The sequence below is a fragment of the Desulfovibrio sp. X2 genome (assembly GCF_000422205.1).
In the GTDB taxonomy this organism is placed as follows: Bacteria; Desulfobacterota; Desulfovibrionia; order Desulfovibrionales; family Desulfovibrionaceae; genus Alkalidesulfovibrio.
On record NZ_ATHV01000019.1, the window covers coordinates 47,428 to 61,676 of the forward strand.

The window sequence follows — 14,249 nt, forward strand, 5'->3', positions numbered from 1 at the left end:
CGCGGCTGAACAGCGACGTATGTTCGACTCGGTCATCATCCTCACCGACAACGAGACGCACGCCAAGCGCGACAAGCAGTCCGTGCTGGCCTTCGGGCCGCGCGTGGTGCGTTTCTTCGACAAGGGGTCGGACGCCTTCGACTACCTCTCGCGCAACCGGGTGGACATCATCTTCTGCGACAGCGCGCTCGCGGACATGGACGGCGTGCGTTTCCTGCGTCTCTTGCGCCAGAACATGAACCTGACCCGGATCCCGGTGGTCATGGTCACCCTGGAGAACAGGAAGACCAAGGTCCTGGACTGCATCTCCGCGGGCTGCGCGGGCTACATCCTCAGGCCCTATTCCATGGAGACCTTCGAGCGCCACGTGAAGCTCGCCCTGAACGTGGAGGCCGTGTGCGAGATCGAGGAGATCCAGCTCGAGGAGGCCCGGGACATGGTCAGCCGGGGCGAGTTCGACGACGCCATCGAGGCCTACGAGGAGGTGCTTTCCGGCCAGGACGAGGCCAGGAAGTACTACGACATGGGCTGCAGCTTCCTGTTCAAGCGCAAGTACGGCAAGGCCATCATCGCCTTCAAGAAGGCCGTCAAGATCAACGCCCTCTTCGCCGAGGCCTACAAGGGCCTGGCCGACGCCTACAAGGGCAAGGGCGATTTCGACAACTACAAGCTCTTCCTCAAGAAGGCCGCCGAGACCCACGCCCAGTTCGACCGCCTGGAGGAGACCAAGGAGCTGTTCATCGAGATCCTGAAGTACGAGAGCGGCGCGCCCAACCCCTTCAACACCCTCGGCGTCCGGCTGCGCCGGGAGGGAGACAACGTGGGCGCCCTGCACGCCTACGACCAGGCGGTCAAGCTCACCCCCGAGGACGAGAACGTCTACTTCAACATGTCCAAGGCCCACTACTTCATGGGCAACAAGGGGCACGCCCTGTCCACGGTGCGCCAGGCCCTGACCCGCAATCCCGCCTTTCTCGAGGCGCGCAAGCTCTACAGCCTGCTCACGGGCGAGGAATGGAGCGTGCCCGCGCTGCCCAGCGCCCAGGGCCAGGAAGCCCGGCGGCGCTCGGAGTCCGTGGTCGACGACGACTAGGTCTCGGACAGCTGAAAACGCGCCGTCTGCGGCGTCGCCGCGAAAAAGCCGGGCCCTCGCGAAGGAGAACTGCGCGAGGGCCCGGCTTTTACCTGCTCCTTGCACCCGGCACGTTTTGAGCGGTCTGAGGATGGGGGCGTCAGCGAATCGTGTGCAGCCGGAAGGTCTGGACGGCCGGCAGCCGGAGCCGAGAGAATGCGTTTCCCCGGTCGGTCAGTCCCGGGAGGGCGGAGAGGCCTTGGACCTGGACGCGGCCTCGGAAGGGGATTCGGCCTCGGACGCAGAGCGGGGTTCCTGCGGGAGGGCCCGGTCCGCGCGGGCGGCTCCCGTCTTCCTGGCCGGTCCGCGCACCGCGGCGAAGAACTCGCGCAGGGCCTGGTCCTTGGGCATGACGCCGTGCTTGAAGAGGTAGTCAAGAAAGGCCCCGGCCTCGCGATGGGCCGGGTTCAGCTGCAGCGCCTTGCGCAGGGCGTCCAGCGCGGCCTCCACGTCGCCCTTTTCGTGGCAGGCGCGGGCCACGTTGACGAAGATGTTCTCGTCGTCCGGGGCCACGCCTATGGCCCGGCCGTAGTAGCGCAGGGCCATCTCGAACATGCCCTTCTTGCGCATGGCGATGCCGAATTCGTTGAAGAGGTGCTTGTGCACCGGGGTGAAGGCCTCGTCCAGGCTGACGATGGTCTCGAAGACGTAGCTCGCCTTCTCGAGCTCGTTCATGGCCAGGTAGGTGAGCCCGAGGCCGAAGTTGGCCCGCACGTTCTCCTCGTCGATGGCCAGGACCTTATTGTATTCGATCTTGGCCTCTATGTGCAGGTTCTTCTTGCGGTAGTAGTCGCCCTGGGCCAGACGCTGCGAGACGTGGCGGTACCACAGCTCCGGCTCGAGGAAGAAGCGCTTGAGGAAGGCCTCGCGCTCGAAGTGCTCCACTTCGCCCGCGGGCATGAAGTTGTCGTCCAGCGGCCGCACGGCCATGGTCCCGTCCTCGTCCTCGCGCGCGAACCAGAAGACGGTGCCGATCGTCGGCGGACCGCTCTTCTCGCGCTCGGAGAAGATGCCCATGATCTTCGGGGCGGGAATGTCGTCGTCCATCATCGCGCGCTTGTTCCTCGGACGTTTCACCCGGCCGTCTCCGTCTTTCCAGGGAGACGGGAAGGCCGCGAAAGCGCTGTGCAGTGGTCTCTCCGGCCTATACGCGAACTCGTCCGGGGGTGCAAAAGGAATGGGGGGCCTTGGGCCGGAAAATAAACACGCCGGGGAAGGCGGAAAGATTTGTCCGAAGGCTGTGAAGCCGCTCTGGACCGGAGGATCTGTTCGGGCTCCGGCCTGGGTGCTGAACGCCTTGGCAGGGCTGTTTCGTCATGGGGCCACCCGGTATGCCTGCAATGAAAAAGGGGTCAGGCCTTGCAGCCTAACCCCATGATTTATCTGGTGGAGACGAAGAGATTTGAACTCTCGACCTACGCGTTGCGAACGCGCAGGCTTTCATATTAAGTCTTGTTTTTACTGAATTTTATTTTCGTCGGGGGCGTCAAAAGTGCCCGAAAAGTCCCCCGCGAGTCCCCCGGAATGTCCCCCGGGAAGAGGGGCCTTTTCCAGGGCGTCACGGCGCTGCCTCTCCAGGACGTGCTGATAGTGCCGATGGACCATCGCCATGTCCGCATGCCCCATGACCTCGGCGACGGCTTTGGGGTCGGCTCCTGCATCCAGGGCGTAGGTGGCAAATGCGTGGCGCAGGTCGTAGGGGCGAATGCGGCGTGTGATTCCGGCTCGCTTCAACATCGACCACCATGCCGTCTTGATGGAGGAGACTTGATGCCCGCGCCAATGGATGAGGTGCTCGTAACGTCCATCGACCGACTTGCCGTGCTCCTCGTGCTTTGCTCTGTCCAGCGCATCCTGTCTTTCCCATGCCTCCAGCAATGGCCGAAGTTCCGGCCGGATGTACAGATCTCGCCATGGGCGCTTTTTGTTCTTCTTGGCGGCGGTCACACGCACCATTCCGGAAGAGGTGTCCACATTCTCCCATCGCAATGCGAACAACTCTGACGGACCGATGCGCACTCCGAGCGCAGCCCCGAGGATGACGACACGCCGGACATGTTCCGGCGTGACCATCATGATCCGCTCGATCTCTGCCGGAGTCGGCGGAGGTATGCGCGTCTCGTCTCCGCGAGGGAATGAGAAGCGGGGGACGGGGTTGTGCTCGATCACGCCGTTATCCTCGCCCCAGTTCAAGGCCGCCTTGACGATGGAGACCCTTCGATTGATCGTGACCTGCTTGATCCCTGTCGCTTTCAGCGCGGACACCCCGCGCCGCATGTCCTGAACCGTCATGGTGGACACGAGCACGCGCCCAACAGCCTCGAGGAGCGGCTTGACGTGGCAGAGCGTCTTGCGGGTGTCCAGGTCAGACATCTTCTTGTCCCGCAGGTAGAGCAGCACGAGCCCGTCCAGGGTCAAGGCGTCGCGCCTTGGCTCTGTCCCGTCGTCGAAGGATTCGGGCTCGAACTTGATGCGGTGCTTGATGAGAGAATCGAACTTGAGGGCTTCGGCCTTTTCGCCAAAGGCCTTGTGCTCACGCTTTCCCGTGATCGGGTTGCGCCACACGACGCGCCATGGGCTTTTGCGGTCAGGCCGATGCTCGATGGACATCGGTGGTTTCTACTGCCTGGGGGAAGCGCCCGTCAACTCGGCCATGATTTCTGCGACCGGGCGGCCGATGATTCCAGCCGCGGAGGATGCCATGGGGGCTTTCTGCCGCTTCTCGCGCGTCGCCCGCAAGGCCTCCTGGACCTCGATCCAGTCCCAACGGTTCCCCTTTCCCCGACCGCGGCCGAAGGCATAGGGAGAAACACCGAGCTCGCGTGCTTTCTTCTCGGCCGCACCCGGAGTCTTCAATCGCAGGAGAACCGCGAGTTCCGCCGATGTCCGGAGGTCCACTAGAAGCTCTCCCTCATCGCGTTGTGGCGCCGCAGATTGGCCACGGTGTGGGCGCAGAGGGCCGTGTGCCCGCTGGCCTTGCCGACAGGGCAGCCGTTTTCGGTCCACAGCGGGCAGGCAGAGCGGCAGAAGGCGGGACGAACGGCCGACTTTGGCGGGTTCTCGCGCTCGTCCTGCCATGGGTCGTGTGGGCGGCGGAGGGTGGTCATGCGGCTTCTTTCCCCCCGCCGCAGAAGTCCAGGAGGCTCGGAGCCGTTGCGTCCTGCTCGGCGGCACGGCAGTACTTCACGCCGTCGCGCCAGTAGTCGGCATTGAGCTCCACAGCGCGACCGCGGCGGCCGAGCTTGATGGCCCGGTAGGGGACCGTCATGAGGCCGCCGAACGGATCGAAGACCTCTTCTCCTGGATTGCTGTAGCGCTCGACCAGCCGGTCGACGATGTCGAACTGCAGGGGGCATACGTGCTGTCCCAGGCCGCGCTGAGACTGCGATCCGTTGAGCGTGCGCATGCGCACGACGTCGTGCCAGACGTCCGGATGCCAGGAGCCGGGAGCGATGGCCATGAACGTCGCGGGAAGAGCCCCGCGCAGTTCCAGGGCCTCTCCGATGCGCACATGCTCCTCGTAGTCGTAGACGGACTGGAGGCTGCGCTCGGTGAAGGCCTGCACAAGCTGGTCAGGAGGAAGCCCGGCGAGCTCATCTGCGGTCATGAGTCGGTCGCCTGACGAGCGATGGAAGGCATGCGCCTGGACCTGCCAGCGGGCCCGGCTGCACTCGCCCTTGTCCTTGACCACGGGCACGTCGGCGTAGCCTCGGCTGCGGTCGCTCTGCGGCTTGCGGAAGATCAGGATGTACTCCGGTGATCCGACCCCCATCTTGGTGCCGTCCTTGCACTGCTCGGTCCACCCCAGACGGTAGGTCTGGTTGTTCTCGCGCACCACGTCGGTGATGACCGTGATCATCCCCATGAAGTCGAATCCGTGGCGGCGCGCGTGGAAGATGGCCTCTGCGTGGAAGGGGCTCACGGTGGGCACGCCGGTCCCGGTCACGTTTCCGAACAGGATCCTGTCTTTGACGTGGCAGCAGTAGATGCGGCCCGGGCGCAGGATGCGAAGCAGCTCAGGCGTCAGGTAGTCCATCTGCTCCCAGAAGTGGCCGTTCCCGTCCGTGTGCCCGAAATCTTGGTAGCTCGGGGTGTACTCATAGTGGTTGCTGAAAGGGATCGAGGTCACGATCAGGTCCACCGAGGTCTCGGCCATGCCCTGGCACTCGAGCACGCAGTCGTTGTTGACGGCCGTGAAGAGTTGTCCGCGTGCCTCGACGCGTTCCACACCGATGGCCCGGCGCAGTTCCGATTCCATGTCCACTGCAGAGAGCCCATACTTGCGGATGATCTCGCTCATATTCTCCGTCATCTCCTCGTGCTGCCGCCACTTCCTCTTCAGGACCTCGAGGATCCTTGCTTCGGTGTCGGCGTAGATGATGTGGATGTGGCACTCCCGATCCTGCAGAAAGCGGTGGATGCGGTGGATGGCCTGTATGAAGTCCCTGAATTTGAACCCGATTCCCAGGAAGACGGCCATGGCGCAATGCCGCTGGAAGTTGCAGCCGGCGCCGGACAATATCGGCTTGGTGGCCAGGTACTGGAACTCGCCCTCGGAGAACCCGGCAACGCGGCTCTCGCGCACGTCCAGGTCCTGGGAGCCGTAGACGTCGACGGCCGCGGGCAGGGCCTGCTTGATGGCGTGGCGCTCGGCCTCCTGGTCATGCCAGATGATGCAGTGTTCCTCGGGCGCGGCGAGCAGAATCTCGCACATCTTCTCGATGCGCGCCGGAAGGCTGGACCGCTTCTCTCGCGCCGCGCTTCCCAGGCTCAGGGCAGCATCCTGGATCAGGCGCATCTGTCCGCCCTTGTCGGCAGTGGGCCCCGAGGACGAGCGCACCATGTGGTAGTGCACATGCAGCTTCGGCAGGGCATACCCCTCGTCGCTGTAGCCAAGGTCCGAGGGGCGCTGCAGGAACACAGCCCATGAACTGACCCACAACCAGAACTCACGCTCCTTGTGCGGGTAGAGCGTGAGGTTGTTGGCCTTGGTCGAGTCCCGCTTGAACCAGCGCGTCAGGGCCTGCCCGGTGTCCATGATGCCCAGGAATCCAGCGTAGTGGATCAGCTCCTTGAACCTGTTCGGCGACGGCGTGGCCGTGGCCACGAAGCGATAGCGGACCGAATCGAACAGCGTCAGGAACGTCTGGAAGGTGAGCGACCCGTAGGATCGCAGGACGTCCGCCTCGTCCAGGGAGACGGCGTTGAAGGCGGTCACGTCGAGGCGCCCGTCGCGCACGGCCTCGTAGTTGGTGATGTACATCCCGGCATCGCCCAGGTCCTCGGTGCGCTGCACAAAGGTCAGGGGGATGCCGAGCTTGGCCGCGTCCTTGCGGAACTCGAGACGCACGCCCAAGGGCGCAATGATGAGCTGCCGTCCGCCCTCGTGCTTGCCGATCAGGCGCAGGACCTCGAGCTGCATGAAGGACTTTCCCAGTCCGAAGGCCGCGAAGATTGCCCGGCGCCCGCCCGATATGGCCCACTGCACGATGTCGCGCTGGTGGGGCTTGAGCATGTGGTTGATCTCGTCCTGGTCGACGTGGAACCCCATGCGCGTGGAGAGTCGGCACTTGGCGGCAATGAAGTCGAGGTAGCTCACGCCACGCCCTCCCGCGCCAGCACCCCGGCTGGCATTCTGATTGCGGTCAACGCCGCGTCCACGCGCGTGAGAATCCAGGCCATCACGTCCACGGGCATGGAGTTCCCGATTCCCTTGTAGCGCGGCCCGTCTGGGCATTCTTCGGCCGGCCTGCCGCGCCAGGGGATGAGTGTGAAGTCGTCTTCCATGCCCTGCAACCGCTCGCACTCGCGCGGGGTGAGGCGGCGGACGCGCATGCCGCCATGCACCGCGTACGTCTCCGACTCGAAGTCGAGACGGCCATGAGGTCCGCCGTGAGCGTTCCTGGCCGTGGCCACGTCCACCGGACCGGAAGAGTTGTTTCCTCCGAAGCACGCGACTACCGGGTCCTGGCCTCTCGTCTCTCCTGTGCGCTCGACTCCCCGGCCGCTTGCTCCAAGGCACGGCGCAAGATCATGGGCAAATCCTTGCCCCTTCTCTCGGCGCGGCGGATGATCCCGGCGCAGGCCCTCGCGCTCAAAAAGTATTTCTCTGGGATCGGCCCCGTCTCTAGGACACGCGACAAGGAACACACGGCGGCGGCGTTGGGCCAGTCCGAAATATTGGGCATCGAGGCACCGCCACGCGATTGTCCTCGCTGGTCCAGCAACCCAACCACAAGCGGGCCACTTCGGAACATGGACCCGTGCATCTCGATCCCAAGTCCAAAAGGGCGAACTCTTTCCCATCTGGGGCCTTGGACCGGGCTCGGCGTCGAAGTCTGCTCCGGCGAGCAGCCCGACGAATGATCCGAAGGCGTTTCCCCTGTCGGAGAGGACACCGGGTACGTTTTCCCAGAGAAGAGAGGCAGACTGAATTGCATCCAGGAGCTCCACGAGCTTGATGGTCAGATTTCCGCGCGAGTCTTCCAGACCCCGGCGCAGCCCGGCGAGGCTGAACGCCTGGCACGGCGTTCCGGCGACGAGCAGGTCCACCAACCCACGCCATTTTCGGCCGTCAATCCTTGTCATGTCGCCGAGGTTCGGCACTCCGGGGAAGCGATGCGCCAGCACGGCGCAGGGGAACGGCTCGATCTCGGACATGAAGACCGGACGCCAATGGAGCCCGGCGCGGATCACCGCCTGTTCGGCCGCGGCGATGCCCGTGCAGACGGTCGCAAAACGAATGGTCATTGCCTACCCCTCCGCCTGCTGCGCGCGGCGCGCCTCGCAGTCCTCGAAGTCCCCGGGCTCGTCCTTGGCGTGGCACGGGGCGCAGGGAGAAAGGGCCGCGCAGGCCTTGTCGAATTCATCTCGATCATCCGGGCCGACGCCGCACACAGTATCGATGAGCTGAACACACCAATGCAACGCCTCCCGCAGCCGCGCCTCGCGGGCCTTCAGCTCGTCGCGCTCGCGGCGGAGGGCGCAGAGAGTCGGCCATGTCAAAATATCAGCCGCATATCCGCATTCTTCGCAGTAAATCCACTCATTACGCTCGTACGCATTATCGCTCCCGCACACCGGGCACGGGCCCAACTTGTCGTCGCTCATTCCCATCTCCTTACTTCCGTTCATCGCCCACTGCCTCCCGACGCTCGGACGGGAGGTGTGAGGGATGGATGCTAGGCGGCATCACGCGCTGACTCGGACTCTTCCTGCTCACGGAAGAGAGGGAGCGACTTGACCAGGTTGTCGGGGATGACGAGCTCTCCGTCCGAGTCGAGCCAGTTGACTCCCTTGCGCTTGCCCGCGCCGAACTCGACCTTGACCGTACCCTTGCTGGACACCTCGAGGTGCAGGGACTGGACGACCTCGCCAGTGTCCTCATCGGCATCCATGGAGATGGCGGCATGGAGCTTGTGCGTGCACTCGAAGGCGTGCGCCCCGTACCGCTGCGCCTGCTGCACACCATCGCGGATGCCCTGGGCGACGGCGTGGACCACGTCGCCGTCGAGCAGCGCGGCCACGGCCAGGATTTCGCGCACGCTGGCCTTGTAGGACGGCTTATCGATCAGGCGCTTGATCTCGCTGTAGGCCTCACCGAGCTCGCCTTCGAGGTCGCGGTAGTCGCGACGCAGAGCCTCGATGGTGGCGTCCTGGTGGGAGATGAGAGCGCGCAGGGCGGCGATGGACTCAGCCGCGGACTGCGACATGCAGGACTCGACGGGAAGGGCCCGGGCCGCGGCCTCGTCCCAGACCGGGAACGAGACTCCGGAGAAGAAGGTGGAGAGGATGCCGGGCAGGCACGCAGTCTTGTGCGTGCGGTCGCGGGCGCCGCGTGCGGACACCATGGACACGACGTGGGATTCCTCGGGGGCGGTCTGGTCGGTGATCTTCTTGGCGGTGGCGGCAGGCATAATGGTGCTCCTTGTTTTTGCCCCCGACCGGCCAGGGGGATGAACCGGTCGGGGGCGTCGTCAGGGGGTAGGGGAGGGAACTAGGCGGCCCTGCTCCTGGCGTCTGCCAGCGAGATGCAGGACGCCGCGAGAGTCTTGAGCGCGGAAGCTATCTCGACCTCGCGCGTGGCGTAGTATTCGATGGTGATGGTCCGGACGACACGCTGCGCGGACGGGCGGGACGTGGTGACAGGCTGAGGCCTGGAGGTGGGGCAGGGAGTGGCGGCAGGCTGCGCGGCGTCTTTCCTCGCCGCCCTGGCCTGCGCCTCTTCGGCCTGCCGCGCGGCATCGGCCATATCCTTGGCCTTCTGCGCGTAGGCCGTCTCGATCTGCGCGGCGGCATCCTGCATGGAGATGTCCATATCCTGCAGGTGCAGGAAGGAGGATGCGGGCAGGAGGAACCCATGCAGGTTCCCGAGACTCGCGCACTTTTCCTCGATGAAGACGGCACGGTCTCGCCGGGCCTGCTCGAGCGCGGCCTTGTCCTTCTCGGCCTTGAGGTGGTCCAAGATGATCGCCTCGATCTGCGACTGGACGTCCTTGAGCTTGGTGGTCTTGTTCAGCCAGCGATCCTCGACGGGGATGTCCAGGGGCTGCACTCCGTGCTCCGCGCGCAGGTGGTCGATGATGACCTGCACCTCGTGGCGCTTATCCTCTCTGGCGCGGTCCTCGAAGGCCTTCACCTGGCCGCCGAGGAAGCCGTACGCCTCGTCGAAAATGGCGCAGATTTCCTTGATCTTGCCCTCGAACTCCTTGACGGGAGCGCTCACCTGCCTGACGGTCTCCTTGCGCGCGTCGTCGATCTGCTTCTTGAGCTTGTTCAGGCCAGCCATCTCGGACTTGATGCCCGCGATCTGGTCCTCCTGCACGATGAGTCCGCGATACTGTTCGACGATTCCCTCGGCGAAGGCCTTGAGGCCGTCGAAGTCGAACGAGATGGCGGGCAGCGTGGTCGTGAGCTTGATGTCTTCCATGGTGTCCTCCTAAAATCCCTGCGGCATCTGGTCCATCTGACTCGTGGCCGTGGGCGTTCCGATCTGGCGGCTGTTGATGGCCTGCAGGAGCTGCATGCCCTCGTGCGCCCACAGCTTGCTCAGGTCGTCGATGTCGTCGGCCTGGAAGCGGGCGCGGGCATCGGACAGCAGGTCGGACATGGCGATGCCCTCGCGCTCGGCGGCATCCATGATGGCCTTGATCTGCTGCTGGCTGATCTCTCGCTGCGCGCCGTTCTGCTGCTCCTGGGGGGTGGGCTGAGCCTGCGCTTGCGTCTGGGACTTGGGGGAAGGCTTGGCCTGCGGGATGACCTCGGGCATGTCCTCGATGTCTTGGGTGAAGATGTCCGAGGCGCCCGTCGCCGTGAGCACGGCATCCACGAAGGCGCGCTTTTTGGCCATCTTGAGGACGGTGTTGTAGTAGTCGGCCGGGTTGTCGTGCTCGACCTTCTCAGCGGTCTTCGTGCTGACCATCCACTGTCCGCTGTCGTCCTTCTGCGTGCCGAATGACTCGCCTTCGATCCCGGCGGCGTGGGCCGCGTCGCGGAGCACCTTGGCCGCTCCCTTGGGGTCGTTCTTGCGCCGGTCCCAATACGCCTTGGGCACGGGGACCTCGGTGATCTCTCCTCCCCCGACGCGGAAGCGGTACTTGGTCTCCATGGTCGTGGCCGAGCCGACGCCGGAGCCGACGAATCCTCCGGCCGGGTTGTAGAGCTCGCACAGGATCTCGTACTCCCGGTGGCCGCCGCCGAGTTCGGACTTGGTGATGATGTAGCGCGGGCAGAGGCGGAACGTGGAGGCGATGGCCTCGGCCCCGGGCTTGAGGAGCGACGGCTTCTTTCCGCATCCGGGGATGACGCCGAAGTGCTCGTCCTTGATCATCACCTGCTCCATCACGGTCTGCAGCGTCTTTTTGCGCTGCAGGAGCACGGCCGCCGAAGTGGCGAAATCGTCGATGGTGGCCACCTCGTGGCAGCCCTGGTAATTGCTGGCCACAAGTGCCTGCGCGGTGTTCCCTTCCATGATCTATCTCCTTCCTGTTGATCCTAGATTCCCCTGACGAGCCACTGGCCGGCCGCCGTCATCGCCATGATGCCGGCGGCCAGAGCCAGGGCGTAGAGCAGCGAGCGCATCACATCCCCGCCGCGGCGCGGCGCACGTCGGCGTCATCGCGCTTGCGCCACGCGATGTAGGCCTCCTCGGCATCTCGCTCCTCGCGCGCCTCTTCGCTCATCTCCCAGAAGGGGCAGCCGTGGGCACTCCCGAGCGTCAAGACGGGGACGGGCAGGACATCCCTTATCCCCTGCTGCCGCAGCAGCTCGGCGGCCTGCTCGCATGTGCCTTTTCCGCAGTGCAGGGGGTCAGCTTCGAAAAATTCGCACTCGCCGTGCGTGTGGCCCTGGTCGAAAATGTGGATGGTGGCCATGGCTACGCCGCCTCCGGCCCGAGGTCGTTGATCCGCTCTGCAAAAGCGGCCGTGAAGGCCACGCGGGTGGCGTCCTGCTCCGTCTCGCGCTTGGCGATGACGCCTCCGAACAGGTCGCGGACTTCCCACGGTCGCGGAGCATTCGAGTCGCCGCAGTGCTGGCACACGAAATGTCCGATGGTGATGCGCTTCTTCATGGATGGCCTCCTTCCCATGGGGAGCAGATGTTCTCCCCATGGGTGTGTGGAATCACGCGCCAATGGCACGCATGAAGATGTCCAGGAGCTGCGACATGATGCCCCGCGTCCCGGCGGCCTGGGCCACCGCCGCGCGGATGCGCCAGTCCGAGGAACTGGCCGCCGCCGCGACGTCTTCCGGGGTCAGCTTGGAGGTATCTCCCCCGAGGGTGAGCATCGCCGCGAACTTGTTCTTGATCGTGATCTGCATGTGGGTCCTTCCTGTGTTGCCGTTTTGCTACTCTTCCCACGACCTCGGTCTTGCCCCGCTACTGCTCCGCACGGCTCTGCACCCTGGCGTGTTTCGCGGACTCGCTGCCGTCGTGGTGATCCATGTCTATAGCATGGTGCGCTAGTGGTCAATAAAAAAATAGCGCATCATGCTAAAGCATGGGGCGGAAGATTGTAGCGCCATGCGCTGGGGGACGGGGTAAGGGAATAGGCTGCCCTATGGGCGAATAGACATGCCCGGTGGCTGCCGGGATCTAGGACGCTGGATTGTCGGGATGGTTATCGGCGCGATCCGTGTCTTCCGCGCGGGGATTGGGGGAGGATGGACGAGAGGGGACGAGGGGGATGTCGGCCCAGGGTACAACCGTGAAACCATTCTCGTCGTCCTTACCCTGCGGGTTCTTATTCACGGCGGTGCTCCTGACGCCACTTGCGCGGCGTTTCGGCGAGGCCGCCCCCTGACCAGAACCCGGCGCGGTCGGTCTTGGCCTGGGCTTCCGCCTCCTTGAGTCGCGAGAGGTGCTTGCCGTTGGGGCTGTAGTAGACCGAGAGCGCGAGCCCGGAGCGGACCACGTCCTCGTTGAGGAAGTCCGAGCCGCGCCAGGCGTAGGCAAGGGTACGGTGATAGCGGTCCGTGCGCTCGAGGTCGTACTCGAGGGTGATGGGGCCGCCCTCGCACCACCTCTGCGTGTAGGCCTTGGCCTGCTCGCCCCATTCCTGGCCATGCTCCGGGGCGTCGATGCCGAGCAAGCGCACATTGAGCGTGTGGCCCTGGACTTCGACGATGATGGAGTCGCCGTCGAGCGCGCGCATGCAGGAGGCGATGTCGGCCGCGTGAGACGCGGCGGGCAACAGCACGAGAGCGATGAGAAGGCAGCAGGAGCGCATCATTTCCTCCCCGCGATCCTGGCGGAGATATTCCGCAGGAAGGCAAGAATTCTATCCGCGCGCATGGCCGCCAGGATCGACACGTAGACCGAGATCGCGCAGACGATCAGGATCTCGAGTGACGACATCCGCGACGACGTTATCCCTGTCCGGATGAAGAGTTCCGTGATGAAGATCCCGGAGACGATCAGGGCCATGTAGAAGACGATGACCGGCCAGGCCTCGTCGGCGAAATCCCGGAGAGCATTCGAGCTGGGGACAGGGGTGCCGGTCTGGCGCATGGCTCGCCGCCTGTCCTTGATGGCGCGAAAGATTTTCGCCTCCTCGCGCGCCCGCGCCACGGCGACGGCAGCGAGGCCGAGCCCGAGGATGGCCGGAACAACCGCCCAGGGCGTCGCGGCCCTCGCGGCCAGCCAGAACCAGAATGCCGCCGCTCCAAGCAGGGCATAGCCCAGGCCGTCAATTTTCATTGTATCGTCCCCGCTTTTCAGCAGCCGCGGGCCATTCCTCGCGGTTTTCTTCAACCGCCGTCGGATATGGCGTCGCCCGCCGCAGCTTGATCGCTTCCTGCGCCCGGAACAGGATGGTCGAGAACTCCACGCCCAGGACATTGCAGAGGGCGACCGCCTCGCTCACCGTGATCCTCTGCGGCGCTCCCGTCTGCTTCCTGCCGTTCCTGATCTGGCGCCACTTCGTCGGCGCGTTGGCCTCTCCCGGCCAGGCCGTGGCCGCCAGGACGGATTGCTTCATGCCTCGCTCATCGGCCAGCCGCTTGATCTGGCGCACGGCCTCGAGCTCTATTTGCTCCGGGGTGTACTGCGTCATGCCTTCTCGACCTTGAACGCCATGGTCGCGGGATCATCCCCGAGGGCCATGGACAGGGCGGCGAAGTCGGCCACGGTTAGGGCCTGCGCCTTGCCCGTGTCCTTCCGGGGATTGCGCATGTTGGCCCATCGCACAATTTTCTTCGGCTCCGCGCCGAACGCCGCCCGGGCGAGCTCGGAATGGGACATGGAGCGGCCTTCGGCTATCTCGGCGATTACCTTCACCGCTCTCCGCTCATACTGCATGGGGTCTGTCATGCTCTGGTTCTGCCTCACCTATCGGCTCTGCGACAGCCCAAAAATCGCTATTGACCTGCTAGCGCACGATGCTATAGGTGGGCCATGGAAAGCACGAATCCGAATCCCCTCCCCGAGTTGTTCGAGGCACTGCGCCAGGCCTGCGGCAGCCACACGGCCGCCGCCAAGGCCCTTGGCTATCAGCACGGATCGTCGTACCGCCGGGCGCGGGCGGCGGCCGAGGCAGACCCCGCGACCTTTCCGGCCGACAAGAGGCTCCTGCTTCATGCGCTGATACGCCCCGGGACGGACCAGGCGGCCTAGCGCC

The 14,249-nt window shown here is 64.8% G+C and carries 17 protein-coding genes; 2 read left to right on the forward strand and 15 right to left on the reverse strand.

All coding sequences use genetic code 11. The features are described from left to right. Positions 1-19 precede the first annotated feature (19 nt). Positions 20-1,093, forward strand: a complete 1,074-nt coding sequence (locus DSX2_RS07050) for a response regulator (RefSeq protein WP_020880479.1) — start codon at positions 20-22, stop codon at positions 1,091-1,093. A 213-nt stretch (positions 1,094-1,306) separates the two neighbouring features. Here the strand turns inward: DSX2_RS07050 and DSX2_RS07055 are convergent, their stop codons facing one another. The 15 genes from DSX2_RS07055 to DSX2_RS07135 all read right to left on the reverse strand — a co-directional run bounded on the left by DSX2_RS07055 (position 1,307) and on the right by DSX2_RS07135 (position 13,909). After that, a complete protein-coding gene (locus DSX2_RS07055) occupies positions 1,307-2,209 on the reverse strand; it encodes a tetratricopeptide repeat protein (RefSeq protein ID WP_152512868.1) in 903 nt (300 codons plus the stop codon). 381 nt (positions 2,210-2,590) lie between these two features. Continuing rightward, on the reverse strand, positions 2,591-3,742 hold the full coding sequence (locus DSX2_RS17520; RefSeq protein ID WP_020880481.1) for a site-specific integrase: 1,152 nt from the start codon (positions 3,740-3,742) through the stop codon (positions 2,591-2,593). Between the two features lie 493 nt (positions 3,743-4,235). Further along, positions 4,236-6,731 carry a DEAD/DEAH box helicase gene (locus tag DSX2_RS07075; RefSeq protein ID WP_020880483.1) on the reverse strand — a complete coding sequence of 832 codons (2,496 nt, stop codon included), beginning with the start codon at positions 6,729-6,731 and terminating at the stop codon, positions 4,236-4,238. Further along, the gene (locus DSX2_RS18015) at positions 6,728-7,882 is read right to left on the reverse strand and encodes a DNA cytosine methyltransferase (protein WP_020880484.1); all 1,155 of its coding nucleotides are present in this window, start codon (positions 7,880-7,882) and stop codon (positions 6,728-6,730) included. The genes DSX2_RS07075 and DSX2_RS18015 overlap by 4 nt, the downstream gene beginning before the upstream one ends. Before the next feature lie 3 nt (positions 7,883-7,885). Further along, positions 7,886-8,242, reverse strand: coding sequence for a hypothetical protein (locus DSX2_RS07085; protein WP_035041199.1), 357 nt, complete (start codon positions 8,240-8,242; stop codon positions 7,886-7,888). A gap of 71 nt (positions 8,243-8,313) precedes the next feature. Continuing rightward, positions 8,314-9,048, reverse strand: a complete 735-nt coding sequence (locus DSX2_RS07090; protein WP_020880486.1) for a hypothetical protein — start codon at positions 9,046-9,048, stop codon at positions 8,314-8,316. A gap of 80 nt (positions 9,049-9,128) precedes the next feature. Then, the gene (locus DSX2_RS07095; RefSeq protein ID WP_020880487.1) at positions 9,129-10,061 is read right to left on the reverse strand and encodes a DUF1351 domain-containing protein; all 933 of its coding nucleotides are present in this window, start codon (positions 10,059-10,061) and stop codon (positions 9,129-9,131) included. A gap of 9 nt (positions 10,062-10,070) precedes the next feature. Further along, positions 10,071-11,102, reverse strand: coding sequence for a hypothetical protein (locus DSX2_RS07100; RefSeq protein ID WP_020880488.1), 1,032 nt, complete (start codon positions 11,100-11,102; stop codon positions 10,071-10,073). Between the two features lie 109 nt (positions 11,103-11,211). Further along, entirely contained in the window at positions 11,212-11,505 is a 294-nt protein-coding gene (locus DSX2_RS07105; RefSeq protein WP_020880489.1) for a hypothetical protein, read from the reverse strand. Positions 11,506-11,507: 2 nt separating this feature from the next. Continuing rightward, positions 11,508-11,702, reverse strand: a complete 195-nt coding sequence (locus tag DSX2_RS07110) for a hypothetical protein (protein WP_020880490.1) — start codon at positions 11,700-11,702, stop codon at positions 11,508-11,510. 52 nt (positions 11,703-11,754) lie between these two features. Continuing rightward, on the reverse strand, positions 11,755-11,952 hold the full coding sequence (locus DSX2_RS07115) for a hypothetical protein (protein WP_020880491.1): 198 nt from the start codon (positions 11,950-11,952) through the stop codon (positions 11,755-11,757). Positions 11,953-12,374: 422 nt separating this feature from the next. Then, positions 12,375-12,860, reverse strand: coding sequence for a thermonuclease family protein (locus DSX2_RS07120; RefSeq protein WP_020880492.1), 486 nt, complete (start codon positions 12,858-12,860; stop codon positions 12,375-12,377). Then, positions 12,860-13,330, reverse strand: coding sequence for a hypothetical protein (locus tag DSX2_RS07125; protein WP_020880493.1), 471 nt, complete (start codon positions 13,328-13,330; stop codon positions 12,860-12,862). Before DSX2_RS07125 ends, DSX2_RS07120 begins: the two co-directional genes overlap by 1 nt. After that, positions 13,320-13,685 carry a hypothetical protein gene (locus DSX2_RS07130; RefSeq protein WP_020880494.1) on the reverse strand — a complete coding sequence of 122 codons (366 nt, stop codon included), beginning with the start codon at positions 13,683-13,685 and terminating at the stop codon, positions 13,320-13,322. Before DSX2_RS07130 ends, DSX2_RS07125 begins: the two co-directional genes overlap by 11 nt. Next, the gene (locus DSX2_RS07135) at positions 13,682-13,909 is read right to left on the reverse strand and encodes a hypothetical protein (protein ID WP_152512870.1); all 228 of its coding nucleotides are present in this window, start codon (positions 13,907-13,909) and stop codon (positions 13,682-13,684) included. Before DSX2_RS07135 ends, DSX2_RS07130 begins: the two co-directional genes overlap by 4 nt. A 117-nt stretch (positions 13,910-14,026) precedes the next feature. Here DSX2_RS07135 and DSX2_RS07140 point away from each other — a divergent pair, with 117 nt between their 5' ends. After that, the gene (locus tag DSX2_RS07140) at positions 14,027-14,245 is read left to right on the forward strand and encodes a hypothetical protein (protein WP_020880496.1); all 219 of its coding nucleotides are present in this window, start codon (positions 14,027-14,029) and stop codon (positions 14,243-14,245) included. Positions 14,246-14,249 lie beyond the last annotated feature (4 nt).

Coding starts and splice junctions, on each gene's coding strand:
- DSX2_RS07120 (WP_020880492.1), bottom strand. CDS start 12,860: ATGCGCTCCTGCTGCCTTCTCATCGCTCTCGTGCTGTTGCCCGCCGCG.
- DSX2_RS07095 (WP_020880487.1), bottom strand. CDS start 10,061: ATGGAAGACATCAAGCTCACGACCACGCTGCCCGCCATCTCGTTCGAC.
- DSX2_RS07140 (WP_020880496.1), top strand. CDS start 14,027: ATGGAAAGCACGAATCCGAATCCCCTCCCCGAGTTGTTCGAGGCACTG.
- DSX2_RS07115 (WP_020880491.1), bottom strand. CDS start 11,952: ATGCAGATCACGATCAAGAACAAGTTCGCGGCGATGCTCACCCTCGGG.
- DSX2_RS18015 (WP_020880484.1), bottom strand. CDS start 7,882: ATGACCATTCGTTTTGCGACCGTCTGCACGGGCATCGCCGCGGCCGAA.
- DSX2_RS07110 (WP_020880490.1), bottom strand. CDS start 11,702: ATGAAGAAGCGCATCACCATCGGACATTTCGTGTGCCAGCACTGCGGC.
- DSX2_RS07090 (WP_020880486.1), bottom strand. CDS start 9,048: ATGCCTGCCGCCACCGCCAAGAAGATCACCGACCAGACCGCCCCCGAG.
- DSX2_RS17520 (WP_020880481.1), bottom strand. CDS start 3,742: ATGTCCATCGAGCATCGGCCTGACCGCAAAAGCCCATGGCGCGTCGTG.
- DSX2_RS07100 (WP_020880488.1), bottom strand. CDS start 11,102: ATGGAAGGGAACACCGCGCAGGCACTTGTGGCCAGCAATTACCAGGGC.
- DSX2_RS07130 (WP_020880494.1), bottom strand. CDS start 13,685: ATGACGCAGTACACCCCGGAGCAAATAGAGCTCGAGGCCGTGCGCCAG.
- DSX2_RS07085 (WP_035041199.1), bottom strand. CDS start 8,242: ATGAGCGACGACAAGTTGGGCCCGTGCCCGGTGTGCGGGAGCGATAAT.
- DSX2_RS07050 (WP_020880479.1), top strand. CDS start 20: ATGTTCGACTCGGTCATCATCCTCACCGACAACGAGACGCACGCCAAG.
- DSX2_RS07105 (WP_020880489.1), bottom strand. CDS start 11,505: ATGGCCACCATCCACATTTTCGACCAGGGCCACACGCACGGCGAGTGC.
- DSX2_RS07125 (WP_020880493.1), bottom strand. CDS start 13,330: ATGAAAATTGACGGCCTGGGCTATGCCCTGCTTGGAGCGGCGGCATTC.